Genomic DNA, 18,923 nt, shown 5'->3' with positions numbered 1-18,923 from the left:
TACGACTTCGGCATCCCCGAATTGCAAGACGGTATCGACTTTGCCATCGTGGCCATGGGTGTGTTCGGTTTTGCCGAAATCCTGGCCAACCTCGAGCAGAAAGAAAACCGCGTCGAACTCCAAGACAAGATCGGCTCGCTATACCCCAGCAGGCAGGAAATCCGCGAAGCCGTACCGGCCATCATCCGTGGCACGGCCCTGGGTTCGATGCTGGGGATTCTGCCTGGCGGCGGTTCTGTGCTGTCAGCCTTTGCGTCCTACACCCTGGAAAAGAAACTCTCCAAGGAACCGGAACGCTTCGGCAAGGGCCACCCGGCTGGTCTGGCAGGCCCCGAGTCAGCCAACAACTCCGGTGCGCAGGCGTCGTTCATCCCGCTGCTGACCCTGGGTATCCCGGGCAACGCCGTGATGGCGCTGATGGTTGGTGCCATGACTATCCACAACATTCAGCCCGGCCCGCAGGTCATGACCAGCCACCCGGAACTGTTCTGGGGTCTGATCGCCTCGATGTGGATCGGTAACCTGATGCTGGTGGTGCTGAACCTGCCGCTGATCGGCCTGTGGGTCAAGCTGCTGAAGGTGCCCTACCGCATCCTGTTCCCGGCCATTCTGGTGTTCTGCACGATCGGGGTGTATTCGTTGAACTACAACACGTTCGACATCTACACCACGGCGATCTTCGGTGTGATCGGTTACTTTTGGGCGAAACTGAAGTGCGAAGGCGCCCCGCTGCTGCTGGGCCTGGTGTTGGGCCCCATGATGGAAGAAAACTTCCGTCGCGCCCTGCTGCTGTCGCGTGGTGACTTCTTCACCTTTGTCGAACGTCCGCTGTCGGCATCGCTGCTGGGCGCCGCAGCCATTCTGGTCGTCATCGTCGCCCTGCCGTCGATCCGCAAAAAGCGTAAGGAAGCCTTCGTCGAAGAGGATTGATCTACGGTGCAGCTACCCGGCTTGCGGGGTAGCTGCACTGTCACAGTCTGCTGCGACGCGCAGTAAAAAATCCCGGAATGGTTCAAAAACCATCCCGGGATTTTTATTGGCAACCTAATTCGTCTTACTCCTAGCTAACACCGCAGCCAGGACATTGAACGATCAAGGCGCCTTGACAGGAGCCGGCGTTGCCGGTGCTGTCGGAGCCGTGGGCGACGTTGCGCCACCATTAGCCGGTGCTGCGGGAGCCGCGGGCGACGTTGCACCACCATTAGCCGGTTGGCCTTGATCGCCACGGATCTTGGCAGCGATGTCCGAAGCAGCCTGGGCCGACGGCACACCAAACGCCAGCACGCCGCGATTGAGCGGCTCGGCGATGCGAGGGGCGGCCACCAACTCACGATTGATCACCAAGGCCAACATATTGCCAACGTTCTGGCTGCTGATATCGTTCAGCTTGCGAGCACCCTCTTCGGTAAAGCGCAGGCCCACGAAATTCTGTCCTTGGCGATCCACCAATGCCGCGGCTTCGCTCAAATCACTGCGAGTCAAGACGGGCTGACGCTGAAGAAACAAGGAGCCATCAGGAATCTTGACTTCCGTCAGGCCAGGCGCCGTCGCGGACTGAGCCACAAAGAACTCGACCGAGGAGGCCGTAGCCGGCTGAGTCTGAGTCGAAGGCGCTGTCGTGCCGCCAGTCTCATCTGCGGTTTTCTGAGGCGCGGTTTTGCAGCCTGCGAGCGCGAGCGTCATGACAGCAAGCGCTGGGGCCAGTTTGCGCAAATTGAGTTGCATGATGGTGTATTCCTTCTTCATTGACTAAGGGGACTAGCATGTCGAACGATCAAAAGCAGTCCGACTTACAAAAAGTTTACAGGGACACCGCCAGTCTCGATAGCCCCAGCCGTATACAGATGTAAAGCCGCACTACAACCACAATACCACCTATACTTAGGATTCACGCAGGGGTACTCGTCGCCACACAAGGCGACGTGTTGAGAGAGTCCCTTCGTACCAGTACGGATAATGCCGATGCTGGGAGCGTATTCCGTCGCCAGGGCCTGTCATGCAGGGCCGGTTTCATACCGGGTTTCATACCGTCTGGCACGGGATTCATCCCCTTCGGCTCCAAAAAATTTTATTGGAGCTTTTCATGAACACCAATCCGAAGTTTCTGGCAGCCACGGCCGAGGTCGACGCTGCTACGGTAGCACCGCTGCCAAAATCCCGCAAAATCTACGAAATCGGCTCACGGCCAGATATCCGCGTCCCGTTTCGCGAGATCTCGCAGGATGCCACGGCCAGCGCGTCCGGCGAGACCCCCAATCCGCCGCTGATCGTGTATGACACAAGTGGCCCCTATAGCGACCCGAATGTTCAGATCGACATCCGTCGCGGTCTGCCCGCCCTGCGCAAACCCTGGATCGACGCCCGCAACGACACCGACGTGCTAAGCGGCCCAACCAGCGATTACGGCAAGTCGCGCTTGGCTGACCCCGTCTTGAGCTCGTTGCGATTTGATCTGCAGCGCCCTGGGCGCCGTGCCAAGCCAGGCGCCAACGTGTCGCAAATGCACTATGCGCGTCGCGGCATCATCACCCCGGAAATGGAATTCGTGGCGATCCGGGAAAATCTGCATCGCGAGCAGTATCTGGAAAGCCTGCGAGCCAGTGGCCCCGATGGCGAAAAATGGGCCCGACGCCTGATACGTCAACATCCCGGCCAATCCTTCGGCGCTGCGATTCCCGAGCTCATCACACCCGAATTCGTGCGCAACGAAATCGCCCAAGGGCGTGCCATTCTTCCCGCCAACATCAACCATCCCGAAGTCGAACCCATGGCCATCGGGCGCAACTTCCTGGTCAAAATCAACGCCAATATCGGCAACTCCGCCGTCAGCTCGGGCATCGGCGAAGAAGTCGAGAAAATGACCTGGGCCATCCGCTGGGGCGGCGATACGGTGATGGATCTATCCACAGGCAAACATATCCACGAGACCCGTGAATGGATCATCCGCAATTCGCCCGTCCCGATCGGCACGGTCCCTCTGTATCAGGCCCTGGAAAAAGTCGACGGCAAAGCCGAGGCCCTGACTTGGGAGATCTTTCGCGACACCCTCATCGAGCAAGCAGAGCAAGGGGTCGACTATTTCACGATTCACGCAGGCGTACGTCTACCCTTCATTCACCTGACGGCCGACCGCATGACAGGCATCGTCTCGCGCGGGGGTTCCATCATGGCAAAGTGGTGCCTTGCGCATCACAAGGAAAGTTTTCTCTACGAACGCTTCGAAGACATCTGCGACATCATGAAAGCTTATGACGTCAGCTTTTCGCTGGGTGATGGCCTGCGACCCGGCTCAGGCTACGACGCAAACGATGAAGCCCAATTTGCGGAACTGAAAACACTGGGCGAACTGACCCAGATCGCCTGGAAGCACGACGTACAAGTCATGATCGAAGGCCCTGGCCACGTGCCGATGCACTTGATCAAAGAAAACATGGAGATGCAGCTCGAACATTGCCACGAAGCCCCCTTCTACACGCTAGGCCCGCTGACCACTGACATTGCCCCCGGCTACGACCACATTACCTCTGGCATCGGCGCCGCACTCATCGGCTGGTATGGCACCGCCATGCTCTGCTATGTCACACCGAAAGAACACCTGGGGCTGCCCAACAAGCAGGACGTCAAGGACGGCATCATCACCTACAAAATCGCTGCCCACGCCGCTGATCTGGCCAAGGGCCACCCCGGCGCGGCGATCCGTGACAACGCACTCTCCAAGGCACGCTTTGAGTTCCGATGGGATGATCAATTCAACCTATCCCTGGACCCCGATACGGCCCGAGCGTTCCACGATGAAACGCTTCCCAAAGACTCCATGAAATCCGCTCATTTCTGCTCCATGTGCGGGCCGCATTTCTGCAGCATGAAGATTACGCAAGACGTGCGTGATTATGCTGCGTCGCTAGGGATCAGTGCGAACGAGGCGTTGCAACAGGGGATGCGGGAAAAGGCGGTTGAGTTTGTGCGCAAAGGGGCTGAGATTTATCCGTCGACTTGATCGTTTGTGATTGCATCGGGCGGCTCTGCATAGAGCGGCTCTGCGGTGGGTCCGTGTCGTGATCCAGAGCGTCCTGCCGGGCCGTTGAGCACGGATTTAGTCCGCGTAGCGGACCGAGGCCCCTGGTCATGGGCCGAGTCCGTGCGATAGGCCCGGCAGGACGCTCTGGATCACGACACGGACTCACCGCAGCGGCTGGCCTTGGATGCTGGAAACGGTCGGTTGTTTTTACAGCAGCTTGCCTGGATTCAGAATTCCTGCGGGATCAAAGATACGCTTGATATCACGCATCAGACGCAGTTCGAGGGGGTCTTTGCTGTGCAGGAAATGGTCGCGTTTGAGTTGCCCGATGCCGTGTTCGGCACTGATGCTGCCACCGTAGCGATTGACCTCGTCCAGCACGATGTCGGTTACGGCATCCCCTTGTTGGGCTGCCCACTCGCGTGGAGCGCCCGCCGGGCGCGACAGGTTGTAGTGCAGGTTGCCGTCACCGAAGTGCCCGAAGATGAAGGGGCGGACGTCGGGATAGGTGGCCCGTAGGCGTTGCTCAGCGGATTGCATGAACGCCGGGATTTGTTCGATGGGCAACGACACGTCGTGCTTGAGGTGGGGCCCATCGGCGCGCTGCGCCTCGGAGATCTCTTCGCGCAGTTTCCACAGCGCTTGCAACTGGGCCATCGAGGTCGACACGGCGGCATCGAGGCAGAGCTCGCGCTCGAGCGCGGCGCCCATCACGTTTTCCAGCAACGCATTCAGCGCGGCCTCGTCGGCCGTATCGGCCAACTCCATCAATACGTAGCCGGGATAGCGCTGCGCAAAGGGCTCTTGCACCCCTTGCGCGTGTGTCAACACCAAGTCCACGCAATCGCCCGTGAAAAACTCATAGGCTTGCAGACGCGGGCCGCATTGCTCGTTGACTAACTCGGCCAATTGCAGCGCCTGCTCGGGTGACTGCACCGCCGCCAACACCACCGAACGTACCGTCGTGCGGGGAAACAGCCGCAATGCCACCGCAGTGATGACCCCTAGTGTGCCCTCGGCGCCGATCAGCAACTGCTTAAGGTCGTAGCCTGTATTGTCTTTGCGTAGCGTTCGCAGGCCATGAAAAATCTCGCCGGTTGGCAAGACGGCCTCCAGGCCCAGCACCAACTCGCGCGTCATGCCATAACGCACGACGTTCACGCCGCCTGCGTTAGTCGAGACATTGCCACCGATCTGGCAGGAGTCCTCGGCCGCCAGGCTGAGCGGCAGCATGCGATTCACCTCTTCGGCCGCGCGACGCAGATTGCCCAGGATGCAGCCTGCTTCGGCCACCATGGTATTGGCGATGGTATCGACCGCGCGCACTGCCGTCATGCGATCCAGGGACAACACCACATTGGCGGGTCCCTGATCGGGGGTCGCGCCCCCGCACAGGCCCGTATTACCGCCGCGCGGCACGACCGGCACGCCGGCCTGCTGACACAGGGCGAGACATTGCGCCACCTCTTGCGTGCGACGCGGACGTACGACGGCTTGCGCCTGGCCGGTATACAGGCCACGCCAATCTGACAGCCACGGTGCAATATCGTCGGGCGCGGTCAGGACAGTATCAGGGCCGAGCGCCTGCACCAGACGCTGCGAAAAGTCAGGAGTATTCATCGAGAGGGTTCGCTTTCGAAAGGTAAAAAATCCAGTTGCAAACGCGATGCGGCCTGTTGCAAATGCAGCACAGCCGCGCGTCGGGCGCGTGGCGCGTCACACGCGGCAATAGCCTCATATAAGTCGACGTGCTCTTGATGTACATCGCCGACACGCTCGGACTGATATTGGAGGGTGTTGTCGCGCGCAATCCGCACGGCAGCGCGCACTTGCAGATTCAAATATTGCAGTAGTTGCTGGTAATAGGTGTTGTGGGTCGCGGCGGCAATCGCCGCATGAAAACCGATATCTTGCTCGACACCCTGTTCCGGATGATGCAAATGGCTTTCCAGACTGGCCAGACAACGCCCCATTTCGGTCAGATCCGCGTCACTGCGACGCACGGCGGCCAAGGCAGCAGCGCCACCCTCGAGCTCCATACGCAGTTCGTACACATTGGCCAACTCGGCCCGGCTGAGCGTCGCGCGGGCGGGCACCTGGAACCCCCGGCTCGCCGTGCGCGAAATCACGGTACAGCCCGCGCCCTGGCGACTCTCGACAAGCCCTTGTGCGCGCAGGCGTTCGGTTGCCTCGCGAATGACCGCAGCACTGACCCCGTACAGCAGCGCCAGCGTTTTCCCCGTGGGTAGCTTGCCTCCTACTGGGTATACGCCCGCGGCAATGTCGGACACCAACTGGCTGGCGACCTGTTCAGTGAGGGTAAGCGACTTGGTCAACATACGACGATTGTAGATTATTTATCAGGTTATATGAAAACTTTAACCGTGACGATTGGTTGAAAAAATCAACCTGAATCAGGGAATCAAGCCGCCGCGACCGAATGCTCGCGATGTCCGCACACCGCGCATTCGGGATCGCGGCTGACGTTCACGCTGCGCCATTGCATGGTGCGCACGTCCAGCCACAGCAGTCGGCCAGACAGGCTTTCACCGACGCCTGCCAACAGTTTCAGGGCTTCGGCGGCCTGCATGGCCCCAATGATGCCCACCAAGGGGGCAAACACCCCGGTCGTGGCGCAGTTCACTTCCTCGACATCGTCGGCCTCGGGGAACAAGCAGTGATAACAGGGCGCGTCGTCGTGGCGCAGATCATAGACACTGATCTGACCATCGAACCGAATCGCCGCGCCGGATACCAGCGGTTTGCGATGCTGTACGCAGGCGCGATTGATCGCGTGTCGAGTCGCAAAATTATCCGTGCAGTCCAGAATCACATCGGCCGCGGCAACGGCCTCTCCCAGCACCACACCCTCCAGGCGCTCAACGCGTGCATTGACCTGCGTTTCGGGGTTATAGGCAGCCAGCGTATCGCGGCCCGATTCGGCCTTGGGCCGGCCAACGCTGGCCTCAACGTGCAGAATCTGTCGCTGCAAATTACTCAGCTCAACGTTGTCATCGTCAGCCAGCGTGATGCTACCCACACCGGCCGTCGCCAAGTACAGCGCGGCGGGCGACCCTAGCCCCCCCGCGCCTACCACCAGCACCCGAGCCGCCAGGAATTGCTCCTGACCCTCGATTCCCAGCTCATCAAGCAGAATATGCCGGGCGTAACGCAGTAACTGCTGGTCGTTCATTTGTTCTTGGCGGGCTGAACTCCGGACGGCGTGATCGTCATGCGTTCGGTTTCGCCACCGACCGTAGGCTTGGCATTCGCCTTGGCCTGAGCCCGGACACTACCCTTTTTGACTGGCTTGCCGGCCAACAGATTCAGCGCCTGTTGCAGTTGGAAGTCATCGCTGCTGCCGAACTCGAACACCTTGGATGGCGGCGGCGTATCCTCGTCCGCATCCGGGGCGGACGACTTGAACTCATCGCTCTGATTGTTCGCCAAGTGGCGCTGCAAATCGGCCTCGCGAGGCAGACGGAACAGATCGCCATCCGCCGTATCTGCCACCACGTGATCGGGCTCGATACCCGTTGCCTGGATGGAGCGGCCCTTGGGCGTGAAATAGCGCGACGTCGTGAGCTTGACGCCCGTATCCTGGCTCAGCGGCAGAATGATCTGCACCGAACCTTTGCCGAATGTACGGTTACCCAGGACCTTGGCGCGCTTGTAGTCTTGCAACGCGCCGGCCACGATTTCCGAGGCGGACGCCGAGCCGACGTTGACGAGCACAACCATGGGCACAGTCTTGACCCACGCCGGAAGATCGGACAGATAGTTGCCTTCGCCGCGCGCATACTCGGCCGGGGTGGCCAGATATTTGTGCTTGGAGTCTGGCGTACGGCCGTCGGTAGACACGACCAGCACATCGGGCGGAAGGAACGCTGCCGACACGCCAATCGCACTGGTCAGCAAACCACCTGGGTCGTTACGCAGGTCCAGCACCAAACCCTTGGGAGCCGCCTTGGCACCCAGCTCTTTCAGGTGGCGCGCCAAATCCGAGCCGGTTTTTTCCTGGAACTGGGAAATACGAACATAGGCAACGCCATCGTCCAGCATCTTGCTGCGCACGCTGCGCACCTTGATGATGTCGCGAATGATGTTCACGACGATAGGTTTCGGATTGTCCGCGCGGATCAGGGTCAGTTTGATCGGGGTCTTCGGCGCGCCACGCATCAGCTTGACGGCTTCGTTCAACGCCATGCCCTTGGTGGGCGTATCGTCGATCTTGATGATCAGGTCACCCGCCATCACGCCGGCACGCGCCGCCGGGGTGTCTTCGATGGGAGAAATGACCTTGACGAAACCATCCTCGGCGCCGACCTCGATGCCCAGGCCCCCAAACTCGCCTTGCGTGGTGCTTTGCATTTCACGAAATGCATCGGCATCCAGATAGGCGGAGTGCGGGTCCAGATTGGACACCATGCCCGAAATGGCATTGTTGATCAGGGTCTTGTCATCGACCGCCTCGACGTAGTTGTTCTTAATAGCGGCGAAGACGTTGCTCAGTTGCCTGAGCTCGTCCAGCGGCAGAGGACTGCCGCGCTGCGCCAGTGCTGACACACCTACGCTGAGCAAAACGCCCGCCACCAGACCGGTAGCGATTAAACCGAAACCACGATACTTGCGAGTGCCCATGCACACTTCCTGATTTGTAGCCGGGTTATAAGGCCAACCATTGGGCCGGATCCACCGGGGTGCCACGATAGCGAATTTCAAAGTATAGGCCCGATTCCACCTGCCCGCCGGTCGAGCCTACCGTCGCGATGGAATCTCCCGCGGCGACAGCGTCCCCGACCTGCTTGAGCAAGCTCTGGTTGTAGGCATATACGGTCATGTACTGCTTGCCATGATCGACGATGATCAAGTTGCCAAAACCACGTAACCAGCTGGCGTAAACAACCGTGCCCGGCGCCACGACTTTGACCGGCGTGCCCGCGTTTGCGCGCAAGACAATCCCGCGCCAGACGCCGCCATCGGGCCGATCTACCCCGAAACGTCCCTGTACCGTACCACGGACCGGTGCAGTCAGTCCGTGGCGCAGGCCATTCCCCTGGCTGGGCGCGGGCGCGGGCGCTCGGCGGGTGGCCTGTTGTTGTGTAGATGCCTCATCGTCATCGTTGCTCACCTGACTCGCCGCGGGAGGCGGCGTGGCCGGCGTCGTCCGCGCCGGGGGGTCGACAGGACGCGCGGGCGGCGCCGGCGCGACACGCACGCCACCTTGATCAATCGGACGCAAGGAATCCCAATCACCCAAGGCCACGGCGCTTCGCTCGCGCGCGCGGGCGGCTTCGACCTGCTCACGTGCCTGGGCCACATCGCGAGCCGCCTGGTCACGGCTGGCCTGGCTGGCGGCCTTGGCGGCTTGTTCGACGCGGGCCGCCTCGGCTTTCGCGGCCTCTGCCGCACGGGCGGCGTCGGCCTTGCGCTGCGCCTCGGCCTTGACCCGGGCCTCTTCGGCCAAACGGGCTTCCTGGGCAAGGCGTACCGCCTCGGCACGTTGACGGGCCTCTTCGGCACGCCGCGCCGCCTCGGCCTGCTCGGCAATGGCTTTTTCGAGGTCGACGATCAAGGTCGACAGGCGACTGTCATCGCGCCCCAGCTTGCGCGCCTCGGCGCGCTGCGCCGCAATTTTCCCTTCCAACTGGGCCAACAGGGTCGCGCGCTCGGATTGCTGGGCCACCAACTCGGTTTTTTGCTCGGACGTTTCCGTGACCATACGCTGGATATCGGCCCGACGTGCATCCGCCTGGCCTTGCAAATCGGCCAAACGATCCAGATCTTGTCGCAAAGCCGTTACCGAGGCGGCGCGAGCGCGAGAAACATACCCCAGATAGCCGAGATTGCGACCCAACTGCTGTGGGTCGTCGCCCGACAACAGGGCAGTCCAGGGCGATAGGCCGCTGGCGTATTGCGTGCGTAATTGGTCAGCCAACTCGGTGCGCCGCCGTTTCAGCGTTTGCTGTTGCACCCCGATCTGCTTTTCCAGCCCCGCCAGGTCGGCCTCGGCCCGCTCATTGTCGGCAGCCAGGTCGCGCAAGCGGCTGTTGATGCGAGAAATGGCCGTCTCCGACGCCTTGAGGGCGTCGGCGGCCTCGCTACGCTCGGCCTCCCGGTCTTCGAGAGACTGCTGTAACGCATCGATACGTTCACGCAGCGCGGCTTGCTGTTGTTCGGCATCGGTCTGGCGACCCGCCAGATCCGACGACGCCGCAACGCCGGGCCACGGCGTCATCGCCGCAGCCATCGTCAACAGCAAACCCGCCATAAACCGCATGAATCAGTCCTTTTTCGCCTTGCCTTGGGCGGCAACCGCTGCCATGGCAGCCTCGATTTCCGCTGCATCGCCCAAATAGTAATGGCGGATCGGGCGCAGTGCTTCATCCAGCTCGTAGACCAGCGGCTGGCCCGTCGGAATATTCACGCCAACGATATCGTCGTCCGAGATATTGTCCAAATGCTTGATCAGGGCGCGCAGGCTATTACCATGTGCGGCGACCAGCACGCGACGACCCGCACGGATGGCGGGCGCGATAGACTCGTTCCAGAACGGCAAGACGCGGGCCACGGTGTCCTGCAGGCACTCGGTCGCGGGCAGTTGGTCGGCCGGGATCTTGGCGTAACGATCATCAAAACGGGGATGGCGTTCATCGTCCAGCGCCAGGGGATCGGGCGCAATCGCGTAGGCACGGCGCCAGATCAGGACTTGCTCGTCGCCATACTTCGCGGCCGTCTCGGCCTTGTTCAAGCCTTGCAGGTTGCCATAGTGGCGTTCGTTCAGGCGCCAGTTGATGCCCACGGGCGTGTACATTGCATCCATGGCATCCAGCGCAATCCATAGCGTGCGGATGGCGCGCTTGAGCACAGAGGTGTAGGCCAGATCAAATTCGAAGCCTTCTTTCTTGAGCAGCTCGCCGGCCTTGCGCGCCTGCTCCCGACCGGTATCAGTCAGGTCGACATCGGTCCAACCCGTAAAGCGGTTTTCCAGATTCCATTGGCTTTCGCCGTGACGCATCAGAACGAGTTTGTACATGGTTTTTGGCCGCCGAAAGGCCGGCGTAGAGTTGACGAATGCGCTCATTTTATAATTGACTGGTTTTGTTCCTGGTTTTTCCCGGTAACGCGGGGTTTGTTACGGTAAGCCGCAGGCGTTTACGCCCGGCTACCCGCGCCAACCCGGTATGATGCGGGTCCGAATCAGGCCGCCATTTTTCAGACGAGCGCGACGTATTATTGCAAGCCGCATTGTTGCAAGCTCGTCCCCCTTTCAGGAACCTCTGTGGATCTTCTGCAATTCTTGGTTGATAAAAACAACATATTCATCGTCATCGTGGCAGTGGTAGCTGGCGTCATGCTGGCAATCCCCTCACTGCGCAAGGGCCGTAGCGGCTCGGGCCTCAGCACGGCCGAAGCCATCCAACTGGTCAACAAAAACCAGGGAATATGGGTAGACGTGCGCCCAAGTGAACAATTCCGTGCCGGCCACATTGCCCAGGCGCGTAGCGTACCGGCCAGCGAGATCGAGCAAAAAGCCAGTTCGCTGCCCAAAAACAAGCCTCTACTGGTGGTTTGCGAAACGGGCCGTGACTCCGGTCGTATCGCTGCCCGCCTGCGTACCCAAGGCTTTACCGAAGTCTCCGTGCTTGAAGGCGGGATCCGTGCCTGGTCATCGGCGGGCCTGCCCTTAACCCAGAAACCCTGACCAGGAGCCCGGCATGAGTAAAGTTGTCATGTACTCCAAGGATTATTGTCCTTATTGCTCGCGCGCCAAGACGCTGCTGACCGAGCGTGGCGTGACCGATCTGGAAATCATCCGTATCGATCAAGACCCGGCCCAGCGCGATGTCATGATCGAACGCACCGGCCGCCGTACCGTCCCGCAAATCTTCATCGGTGACAAACACGTCGGCGGGTGCGACGATCTGGTTGCGCTGGATCGCTCAGCCGGCTTGCTGCCCCTGCTTAACGGCTGACGGCTAACTACCGCCCGCTTTTTATTTTTGCTCACCTACAACCCGGAAATTCTCATGGCTGAACAGGATCAAAACACCCAGCAGCAGGAAGGCGTTGCCCCTGCATTCAACATGCAGCGCGTCTACCTGAAAGACCTGTCGCTGGAAATGCCCAATGCGCCTCACGTGTTCCTGGAACAAGAGCAGCCGCAAGTCGAAGTCAGCATCAACGTGGGTGGCCAGCGCCTGGCCGAGTCGATCTTCGAATCGACCGTGACGGCGACCGTGACCACCCGTGTCAACGACAAGGTACTGTACCTGATCGAAGGCACCCAGGCTGGCATTTTCGAGCTAGCCAACATTCCTGCCGAACAAATGGATCCGCTGCTGGGCATCGTATGCCCCACCATGCTGTATCCCTACTTGCGCGCCAACGTGGCCGACGCGATCACGCGCACCTCGATGCCGGCCCTGCACTTGGCCGAAGTCAACTTCCAGGCACTGTACGAACAGCGCATCGCCGAGTTGGCCCAGCAACAACAGCAAGAAGGTAACCCTAACGGGGCAGACTCCGGCATCATCTTGCCGCCGGGCGCTACCCGCCAATAAGCCTTTTGCTGCCGCACGCCGATGACCCCGTCACCCGCCCCACTGAGCATTGCCGTTTTAGGCGCGGGTAGCTGGGGCACGGCGCTGGCCGCCGCGGCCAGCCGCCGTCACCGCACCATTCTGTGGGCACGTGATGCCACACAGGCCGATGCGATGGCTCAATCGCACCAAAACACGCGTTACCTGCCTGACATCGCGCTGCCCACAACGCTGGCCATCACCAGCGATCTGACGGCGGCCCTGGCGCCATTAGCGGCAGCGCCGTCACGCGCACTGATTATCCTGGGCGTGCCCGTCGCCGGCCTGGATCCCATCTGTCGCGAGCTCGCGACACGCTTGCCCGTCCTTGGCTTGTCGCACACCCCCGTGGTCTGGACTTGCAAGGGATTCGAGGCCGACACCGCCCGCCTGCCCCATGAAATCGTCGCAGAAGCCCTCCACGGCATCGCCGATTTTCCCGGTGGCGTACTGTCTGGCCCGTCCTTCGCCCGCGAAGTCGCACGGGGCTTGCCCGTCGCGCTCACCATCGCCAGCGACCACGACACCGTGCGCCAGCACACAACCGCCGCCTTGCATGGCGGCGCGGTGCGCGTCTACGCCAGCACCGATGTCACGGGCGTCGAGGTCGGCGGCGCCCTGAAAAATGTCATCGCCGTAGCCTGCGGTATTTCCGATGGCCTCGCCCTGGGCACCAATGCCCGCGCGGCACTGATCACCCGGGGCCTGGCCGAAATGAGCCGCTTCGGCGTGGCGCTGGGCGCCCAGGCCGAAACCTTTGCCGGCCTGACGGGCCTGGGCGATCTCGTCCTGACCGCCACTGGCGAGCTGTCTCGCAACCGCCGCGTCGGCCTCGAAATCGGTGCCGGACGGCCGTTGGCCGATATCCTGGCCAGCGGTATTACGGCCGAAGGCGTACGTTGCGCGCGAGCCGCGCTACAACGCGCCCGCACGCTGGGCGTAGAGTTGCCCATTACCGAAGCCGTCTGCGACGTGCTATTTGAGGGCGTCGCCCCGGTGACCGCCGTCTCCGCCCTGCTCGCCCGGGAAGCACGCCTGGAAACCTGAGCCGCAAGCGGTCCATGCGATATCCGCATCAGCGATCCCGCCCGCCATGCCGTACTTTCCCCTATCGCCGCACAGCCCGATCCGTACCATAAAATCCACGGACAAGACCAACCTCGAGACAAACAAAAGAACGCACCATGTCCCTGACCCGCCCTTTTCGCGCGATTGCGCTCTTGCGCTGCCTGCCCTTGATCCTGATCGCCGCCGCACTGCCGACCACCGCCTCGGCCGACTGGCCCGAACGCCCCATCCACATGGTGGTGCCATTCCCACCAGGCTCGTCCCCTGATCTCTTGGCGCGAACGATTTCCGAGCCACTGTCCCAAGCACTGGGCCAGCCCGTCGTGATCGACAACAAACCAGGCGCCGGCGGCAACATCGGGACCCGCATGGTCGCCAAAGGCAAACCCGACGGCTACACCCTGGTCTACACCATCAACGGCCCGCTCGTCACCGCACCCGAACTCTACAAAAAGACACTGGGCTACGACCCGCTCAAAGACCTCCAGCCCATCACGCTGGTGGCCACCAGCCCGAACGTGCTGACCGTCCCCGCGACCCTCTCCGTCAATAACGTCGCCGACTTCATCAAACTGGCGCGCGAACGCAAGGGCGAACTGAACTACGGTTCCGTCGGCCCCGGCAGTTCCGCTCACTTGGCAATGGAAATGTTCAAAAACGAGGCCGGTATCGACTTGGTACAGATTCCCTACTCGGGTTTCCCACAAGTCATCAGCGCCATCATCGCCGGCGACGTACAAGCCGGCTTTATGGTCCCCGCCATTGCCATGCCGCAAGTCAAAAGCGGCAAAGCTAAAGCACTGGCCATCACCAGCCTGGAACCCAGTGAATCCCTGGCGGGCATCCCCACCATGGCCACCCAGGGCTATCCCGGTTTCGAAGCCATCTCCTGGAACGCCATCCTGGCCCCCGCCGGCACCCCCGCCCCGATCGTAGAGAGACTGAACAAAGAACTCTCCCAAATCATCAACAGCGACACCGTCCGCAAGCAATTGGCACAGCAATACTTCACCGCCGCCCCCTCCACCCCGCAAGGCCTTACCGACCGCATCAAAAAAGACCAGGCCCGCTGGAACACCGTCATCAACCAATTGAACCTATCGCTAGATTAATCAGAGTCGGCACCCAGAAAACTGACATACCCCATACGTACGCCGTTACCCTAAGTAGCCCCCCCGCATTCCCTAACGCGAGTCCCCGCCGCTGGCTGGCGTAGGCTCCACCGGCGTTTTGAGCTGCGGGCAAGTCCCGCGCAGCGGGACCGAGGCCCCTGGTTGGGCCGAGCCGCAGCGATTACGCCGGTGGAGCCTACGCCAGCCAGCGGCGGGGACGCCTTAAGAAAGCAGGCCTACTACGCTCCACCTGCATAACCATTCTGACGCCACGCCTCAAACACGGTAATCGCCACCGCATTGGACAAATTCAGGCTGCGTTGGCCCTCGCACATGGGCAAGCGTATCTGCTGAGCGGGCGCAAACATGGCCATGTGCTCGGCGGACAAGCCAGCCGTCTCGCGACCGAACACAAACACATCACCGGGCACAAAGGCAACCTCTGACACGTTGTGCGACGCACGGGTGGTCATGGCATAGCAGTGATCGGGCCGCGCGCCCGTCGCCGCCAACGCCTGTGCCAACGTGTCATGCACTTGCACGGGTTGCCACTCGTGATAATCCAGGCCGGCGCGACGCAAGCGCGTGTCATCCAGATCAAAACCCAATGGCCGCACCAAATGCAGCTGCGCCCCGGCATTGGCGCACAAGCGGATCACATTGCCGGTATTGGGCGGGATTTCGGGGCAAACAAGTACGACATGAAACATACATTCAATCCTGGCCAACGCTCACGCTGCGCATCACTCTATCTAATCTAATTAAATTCGCCACCCACCGGGGTACGGGCCGCCACCAACACCGTCACCTCTGACGCGCCAGCGCTCAACAACGCCTGGGCCGCGGCATTCACGGTGCTGCCGGTGGTCATGACATCATCGACCAGCCCTACCGGACAGCCGGGCAACGGCCGGACACACTCAAAGAGGCCCTCCGCGCCAGCACGACGCGCCTGACGAGAACTGAAGGCCTGCCGGGGACCTTCACGCAAGCGCCGCAACACACCGCGTCGGACGGGCAGGTGCAAGCATACGCCCAAACTGGCCGCCAACTCAGCCGCAGGATTAAAGCCACGCTGCCGCAGCGATTGGCGACTCGACGGAATCGGGACCAGGATCGTCCCCACCCGCAGAGCATAGGTTCCGTTTTGCGCAACCAGTGCGGTCTGAGGAGGTGACGGCGACAATGCCGAGGACGTCACGCCGCCGGCGCGAACGACGGCATCGGCCAGCAGTTGCGCCAACGCTGTACTCAACCCATAGCGACGTTCGGCCTTGTAACGACCGATCAGGCTATCGAAAGGCGGTTCATAGTCAAACGCGGCGATGGTGCGCGTAAAGACGGGATTCATGTCCGCACAAGAGGGGCACTCGCGTCCCGTGGCACGCATACGCTGGGCACAACGTGCACAGCGCTGGCAGCCGTCGCGCATGGTGGCCGCAACATCCTGGATACATCCGACGCAGAGGCGCCCGCCGGTTGCCGCGCCCGCGCACAACGGACAATCCGTCGCGATCAGGGCAAAGACCCGCTGCGTGGCGGTGCGTAACGGGAAGAGAAAACGCGAATAGGCAATAATGGACGACATTCAGGCTCATGCATTTTGCTCGGGCCGTTATCACACCACGCTTTTCCTGCGCTGCCGTCGGGTAGCGCGACATTCATGTCACAACCCTCGCCCGCTACTCCTCCGACATTGCCGCTCAACCCCGCGCATGTCGTACAACAATTTTCGCGCCGCGGCGATCTCTCCGACGCCCAATTTCTGTACGGCGAAGTCGCCCGACGCATGTTGGGGCGGCTGCAGTACATACGCTTGCAACCCACAGCCCTGCTGGATGCGGGCTGTGGCGCCGCAGACAACCTGCCCCTGCTACGGGAACGCTATCCCGATGCGGCCTACCACGGCCTGGATATCAACGAGGCCGTGCTAGCGCACGCCCGTCAGCGCCATGCCTCCGGCGGCGTCACCCAGTGGCTGGGCAAACTGGTCGGACTCGGCCATAACACCCCGCGCTTTATCCGTGCCGATCTCGCCGATACCGGCCTGCCTCCCGAATCGCTCGATCTGGTCTGGTCCAATCTGGCCATGCACTGGCACCCCGCCCCGCATGCCGTGCTGGCCGAATGGCGACGTGTGCTGAAAGTCGGCGGACTGGCAATGTTTTCCTGTCTGGGGCCGGCCACGCTGCGCGAACTACGCCAGGCACTGGACGACGCCGGCCTGCGCACCGCCACGCCTGCTTTTGTCGATATGCACGACTTCGGCGACCTGTTGGTGGAAAACGGATTTTCTGACCCGGTCATGGATCAAGAAACCCTGACGCTCACCTACCGCAGCCCGGAACGCCTGCTCGAAGACGTACGGGCGCTGGGCGGCAACCCCGCCAGCGACCGCCGTCGAGGCCTGGTCGGCCGAAGTTGGCTCAATCGACTGCATGCCGCCCTAGAGGCCCAGCGCAATACAGACGGCGTCATTGCGCTGACGATCGAAGTGTCCTATGGCCACGCTTGGCGCGCAGCAGCCCGCCGCAGCGCAGCGGGCGAAACTCATCTCTCGATCAGCGCCATCGGCGGGCGTCGCGCCGGCAGTTAATGCAATCGATCGGATCCCCATCCCGAGGCAAGCCCCGGGTCGGGCGTCGCCAAGGCTTGCACACTGCCGTGCACGGGCTCGGAGGTCGCACGAATGCGGCGACGCTGCACCTCGACGGCAATCGCGCTCGTTTCGCGCTCGCCTCGCCAGACCCGGGTCATAGACTCGACGACAGAGGGCAAGTCGCGCACGCGATGGAACTGACCGCGCAGCCAGCGGGCATCATTACCATTACGGATCGCCTCGTCCTGCAATGTGGCCAGCATATCCCGGGTGCCGAGCTCTTCCGCGATCGGCATCAGACGCAGGAATAGCGAACGCAGATGATCGATCAAGCGCAAACGCTGCCCATCCGGGGTCACATAACTGCCCTGGAGGCCAAAGCGGCACGCCTGAAAATGATTGCTGCGATAGGCTAGCCATGCCGTAGGCGCGGGCTGGGGCTCGCGCGTCACTAGCACGGCCAGTGCCTGGGCAAAGGCGGCCAGCTGGCACGCCCGCTCAACGGTCAACGGGGTATCGCATACGCGTATCTCTACCGTACCGAACTCGGGTTTGGGACGAATATCCCAATACAGGTCCTTGATGCTCTCGGCCAAGCCACTGCGACGCAACTGGGCCATATGGGCCTCGAACTGATACCAGTCGGTCACATCCGCCGGCAGATGCCCCGACAAGGGGAAACTGTTGACAGCATTGAGGCGGCAGCACGAAAACAACGTATCCACCCCTTCGTAATAGGGCGACGACGCCGACAACGCAATGAAATGCGGCACATACGGGGACAGCCCGCGCACCATACGCACCGCCGCATCACCCGAGGGCACGCCCAAATGAATATGCTGACCGAACACGGTAAATTGACGCGCCAGATAACCGTACATTTCAGCCAGATACTGAAACCGGGGAGAATCGGAAATGGCGCGCTCTTGCCAACGCATGAAGGGGTGGGCCCCTCCGCCAGCGACTGACACCCCCACCGCGTCTGCGGCTTCGCACAAGGCATCACGCATTTCGCGCATTTCGGCCAAGAGGCCCATGGGGTGTTCGTGTACCGAGGAATTCAGCTCAATCATAGAGCGGGTGATTTCGGGCTTGACCCGATCCGCAATCGGATGATTGGCCATCTGAACCAGCAACTCGTCCGCCGCCGCAGTCAAGTCAAAACTACGTGGATTAATCAGTTGCAGCTCAAGCTCTATGCCGAGCGTGTTGGGGGCGGACGAGACGAACGGGATCTGTTCCATCTCTGACTCCTTAATGTACGTTGGTGGGGGCGCACCATTCGGCCTTGAAGCCCGGCGACCTCCCGGGGGGCACTTGACGGTGTCTTATGCCTGCATGATAGCCGCAACTTTGTGCCAAGAAGATTCAAAATCGTGACAATTACGCGCAACTTCAAGAATCCAGGCGTATTTGTCTGTGACAACAATGTAAGTGACTACTCACAGACTAGGAATGGCGCGGGTGACAGCGGTATCGGCTGTGTTTTCTCGCTAAAAATGCGGCTGCCAGAGATGGGCGGGTTAACCCTATATCGGGTTATT

Annotated in this window: 18 protein-coding genes; 8 read left to right on the top strand and 10 right to left on the bottom strand. The window is 61.3% G+C overall.

The genetic code is table 11. From position 1 onward, the window contains the following. The coding region (locus ACYVDM_RS03280; RefSeq protein ID WP_460475308.1) for a tripartite tricarboxylate transporter permease at nt 1–930 on the top strand (930 nt) is incomplete at its 5' end. A gap of 162 nt (nt 931–1,092) precedes the next feature. On the opposite strand, the gene ACYVDM_RS03275 is transcribed toward ACYVDM_RS03280, so the two are convergent. Beyond that, on the bottom strand, nt 1,093–1,725 hold the full coding sequence (locus ACYVDM_RS03275) for a SecDF P1 head subdomain-containing protein (protein WP_415793064.1): 633 nt from the start codon (nt 1,723–1,725) through the stop codon (nt 1,093–1,095). Between the two features lie 358 nt (nt 1,726–2,083). Between ACYVDM_RS03275 and thiC the strand changes: the two genes are divergently transcribed. Next, nucleotides 2,084–3,997: a phosphomethylpyrimidine synthase ThiC gene (gene thiC / locus ACYVDM_RS03270; RefSeq protein WP_415793065.1), complete on the top strand. Its 1,914-nt coding sequence runs from the start codon at nt 2,084–2,086 to the stop codon at nt 3,995–3,997. Between the two features lie 228 nt (nt 3,998–4,225). On the opposite strand, the gene ACYVDM_RS03265 is transcribed toward thiC, so the two are convergent. The 6 genes from ACYVDM_RS03265 to gpmA form a co-directional block, all read right to left on the bottom strand. Further along, nucleotides 4,226–5,638 carry an FAD-binding oxidoreductase gene (locus tag ACYVDM_RS03265; RefSeq protein WP_415793066.1) on the bottom strand — a complete coding sequence of 471 codons (1,413 nt, stop codon included), beginning with the start codon at nt 5,636–5,638 and terminating at the stop codon, nt 4,226–4,228. Continuing rightward, a complete protein-coding gene (locus ACYVDM_RS03260; protein WP_415793067.1) occupies nt 5,635–6,357 on the bottom strand; it encodes a FadR/GntR family transcriptional regulator in 723 nt (240 codons plus the stop codon). The genes ACYVDM_RS03265 and ACYVDM_RS03260 overlap by 4 nt, the downstream gene beginning before the upstream one ends. Nucleotides 6,358–6,440: 83 nt before the next feature. Continuing rightward, nucleotides 6,441–7,211 carry a HesA/MoeB/ThiF family protein gene (locus tag ACYVDM_RS03255; RefSeq protein WP_415793068.1) on the bottom strand — a complete coding sequence of 257 codons (771 nt, stop codon included), beginning with the start codon at nt 7,209–7,211 and terminating at the stop codon, nt 6,441–6,443. After that, on the bottom strand, nt 7,208–8,659 hold the full coding sequence (locus ACYVDM_RS03250) for a S41 family peptidase (protein WP_415793069.1): 1,452 nt from the start codon (nt 8,657–8,659) through the stop codon (nt 7,208–7,210). The genes ACYVDM_RS03255 and ACYVDM_RS03250 overlap by 4 nt, the downstream gene beginning before the upstream one ends. Before the next feature lie 25 nt (nt 8,660–8,684). Continuing rightward, a complete protein-coding gene (locus tag ACYVDM_RS03245; protein WP_460475307.1) occupies nt 8,685–10,298 on the bottom strand; it encodes a murein hydrolase activator EnvC family protein in 1,614 nt (537 codons plus the stop codon). Nucleotides 10,299–10,301: 3 nt separating this feature from the next. Beyond that, nucleotides 10,302–11,054 carry a 2,3-diphosphoglycerate-dependent phosphoglycerate mutase gene (gene gpmA / locus ACYVDM_RS03240; RefSeq protein ID WP_415793071.1) on the bottom strand — a complete coding sequence of 251 codons (753 nt, stop codon included), beginning with the start codon at nt 11,052–11,054 and terminating at the stop codon, nt 10,302–10,304. Nucleotides 11,055–11,300: 246 nt separating this feature from the next. On the opposite strand from gpmA, the gene ACYVDM_RS03235 reads away from it, so the two are divergent. From ACYVDM_RS03235 to ACYVDM_RS03215, 5 genes are all read left to right on the top strand, one after another. Further along, entirely contained in the window at nt 11,301–11,723 is a 423-nt protein-coding gene (locus tag ACYVDM_RS03235; RefSeq protein ID WP_415793072.1) for a rhodanese-like domain-containing protein, read from the top strand. Nucleotides 11,724–11,736: 13 nt separating this feature from the next. Beyond that, complete coding sequence (grxC, locus tag ACYVDM_RS03230; protein WP_415793073.1) at nt 11,737–11,994, top strand: glutaredoxin 3; 258 nt, start codon at nt 11,737–11,739, stop codon at nt 11,992–11,994. Between the two features lie 54 nt (nt 11,995–12,048). Continuing rightward, nucleotides 12,049–12,582 carry a protein-export chaperone SecB gene (gene secB, locus ACYVDM_RS03225; RefSeq protein WP_415793074.1) on the top strand — a complete coding sequence of 178 codons (534 nt, stop codon included), beginning with the start codon at nt 12,049–12,051 and terminating at the stop codon, nt 12,580–12,582. Nucleotides 12,583–12,603: 21 nt separating this feature from the next. Next, on the top strand, nt 12,604–13,647 hold the full coding sequence (locus tag ACYVDM_RS03220; protein ID WP_460475306.1) for an NAD(P)H-dependent glycerol-3-phosphate dehydrogenase: 1,044 nt from the start codon (nt 12,604–12,606) through the stop codon (nt 13,645–13,647). A gap of 137 nt (nt 13,648–13,784) precedes the next feature. Beyond that, nucleotides 13,785–14,780 carry a Bug family tripartite tricarboxylate transporter substrate binding protein gene (locus ACYVDM_RS03215; protein WP_415793075.1) on the top strand — a complete coding sequence of 332 codons (996 nt, stop codon included), beginning with the start codon at nt 13,785–13,787 and terminating at the stop codon, nt 14,778–14,780. Nucleotides 14,781–15,019: 239 nt separating this feature from the next. Here the strand turns inward: ACYVDM_RS03215 and ACYVDM_RS03210 are convergent, their stop codons facing one another. After that, nucleotides 15,020–15,490, bottom strand: coding sequence for a tRNA (cytidine(34)-2'-O)-methyltransferase (locus tag ACYVDM_RS03210; RefSeq protein WP_415793076.1), 471 nt, complete (start codon nt 15,488–15,490; stop codon nt 15,020–15,022). A gap of 47 nt (nt 15,491–15,537) precedes the next feature. Continuing rightward, entirely contained in the window at nt 15,538–16,368 is an 831-nt protein-coding gene (locus ACYVDM_RS03205) for a ComF family protein (protein WP_415793077.1), read from the bottom strand. 75 nt (nt 16,369–16,443) lie between these two features. Here ACYVDM_RS03205 and ACYVDM_RS03200 point away from each other — a divergent pair, with 75 nt between their 5' ends. Beyond that, a complete protein-coding gene (locus ACYVDM_RS03200) occupies nt 16,444–17,376 on the top strand; it encodes a methyltransferase domain-containing protein (protein WP_460475305.1) in 933 nt (310 codons plus the stop codon). Here ACYVDM_RS03200 and ACYVDM_RS03195 read toward each other — a convergent pair. Continuing rightward, nucleotides 17,373–18,623, bottom strand: a complete 1,251-nt coding sequence (locus ACYVDM_RS03195) for a YbdK family carboxylate-amine ligase (protein ID WP_415793079.1) — start codon at nt 18,621–18,623, stop codon at nt 17,373–17,375. The genes ACYVDM_RS03200 and ACYVDM_RS03195 overlap by 4 nt on opposite strands. Nucleotides 18,624–18,923 lie beyond the last annotated feature (300 nt).

The sequence above is a fragment of the Bordetella tumulicola genome (assembly GCF_054779135.1).
The sequence above is the reverse complement of the archived record's forward strand: the minus strand, read 5'-3'. Positions and strand labels throughout refer to the sequence as shown.

Coding starts and splice junctions, on each gene's coding strand:
- ACYVDM_RS03275 (WP_415793064.1), bottom strand. CDS start 1,725: ATGCAACTCAATTTGCGCAAACTGGCCCCAGCGCTTGCTGTCATGACG.
- thiC (WP_415793065.1), top strand. CDS start 2,084: ATGAACACCAATCCGAAGTTTCTGGCAGCCACGGCCGAGGTCGACGCT.
- ACYVDM_RS03265 (WP_415793066.1), bottom strand. CDS start 5,638: ATGAATACTCCTGACTTTTCGCAGCGTCTGGTGCAGGCGCTCGGCCCT.
- ACYVDM_RS03260 (WP_415793067.1), bottom strand. CDS start 6,357: ATGTTGACCAAGTCGCTTACCCTCACTGAACAGGTCGCCAGCCAGTTG.
- ACYVDM_RS03255 (WP_415793068.1), bottom strand. CDS start 7,211: ATGAACGACCAGCAGTTACTGCGTTACGCCCGGCATATTCTGCTTGAT.
- ACYVDM_RS03250 (WP_415793069.1), bottom strand. CDS start 8,659: ATGGGCACTCGCAAGTATCGTGGTTTCGGTTTAATCGCTACCGGTCTG.
- ACYVDM_RS03245 (WP_460475307.1), bottom strand. CDS start 10,298: ATGCGGTTTATGGCGGGTTTGCTGTTGACGATGGCTGCGGCGATGACG.
- gpmA (WP_415793071.1), bottom strand. CDS start 11,054: ATGTACAAACTCGTTCTGATGCGTCACGGCGAAAGCCAATGGAATCTG.
- grxC (WP_415793073.1), top strand. CDS start 11,737: ATGAGTAAAGTTGTCATGTACTCCAAGGATTATTGTCCTTATTGCTCG.
- secB (WP_415793074.1), top strand. CDS start 12,049: ATGGCTGAACAGGATCAAAACACCCAGCAGCAGGAAGGCGTTGCCCCT.
- ACYVDM_RS03220 (WP_460475306.1), top strand. CDS start 12,604: ATGACCCCGTCACCCGCCCCACTGAGCATTGCCGTTTTAGGCGCGGGT.
- ACYVDM_RS03215 (WP_415793075.1), top strand. CDS start 13,785: ATGTCCCTGACCCGCCCTTTTCGCGCGATTGCGCTCTTGCGCTGCCTG.
- ACYVDM_RS03210 (WP_415793076.1), bottom strand. CDS start 15,490: ATGTTTCATGTCGTACTTGTTTGCCCCGAAATCCCGCCCAATACCGGC.
- ACYVDM_RS03205 (WP_415793077.1), bottom strand. CDS start 16,368: ATGTCGTCCATTATTGCCTATTCGCGTTTTCTCTTCCCGTTACGCACC.
- ACYVDM_RS03200 (WP_460475305.1), top strand. CDS start 16,444: ATGTCACAACCCTCGCCCGCTACTCCTCCGACATTGCCGCTCAACCCC.
- ACYVDM_RS03195 (WP_415793079.1), bottom strand. CDS start 18,623: ATGGAACAGATCCCGTTCGTCTCGTCCGCCCCCAACACGCTCGGCATA.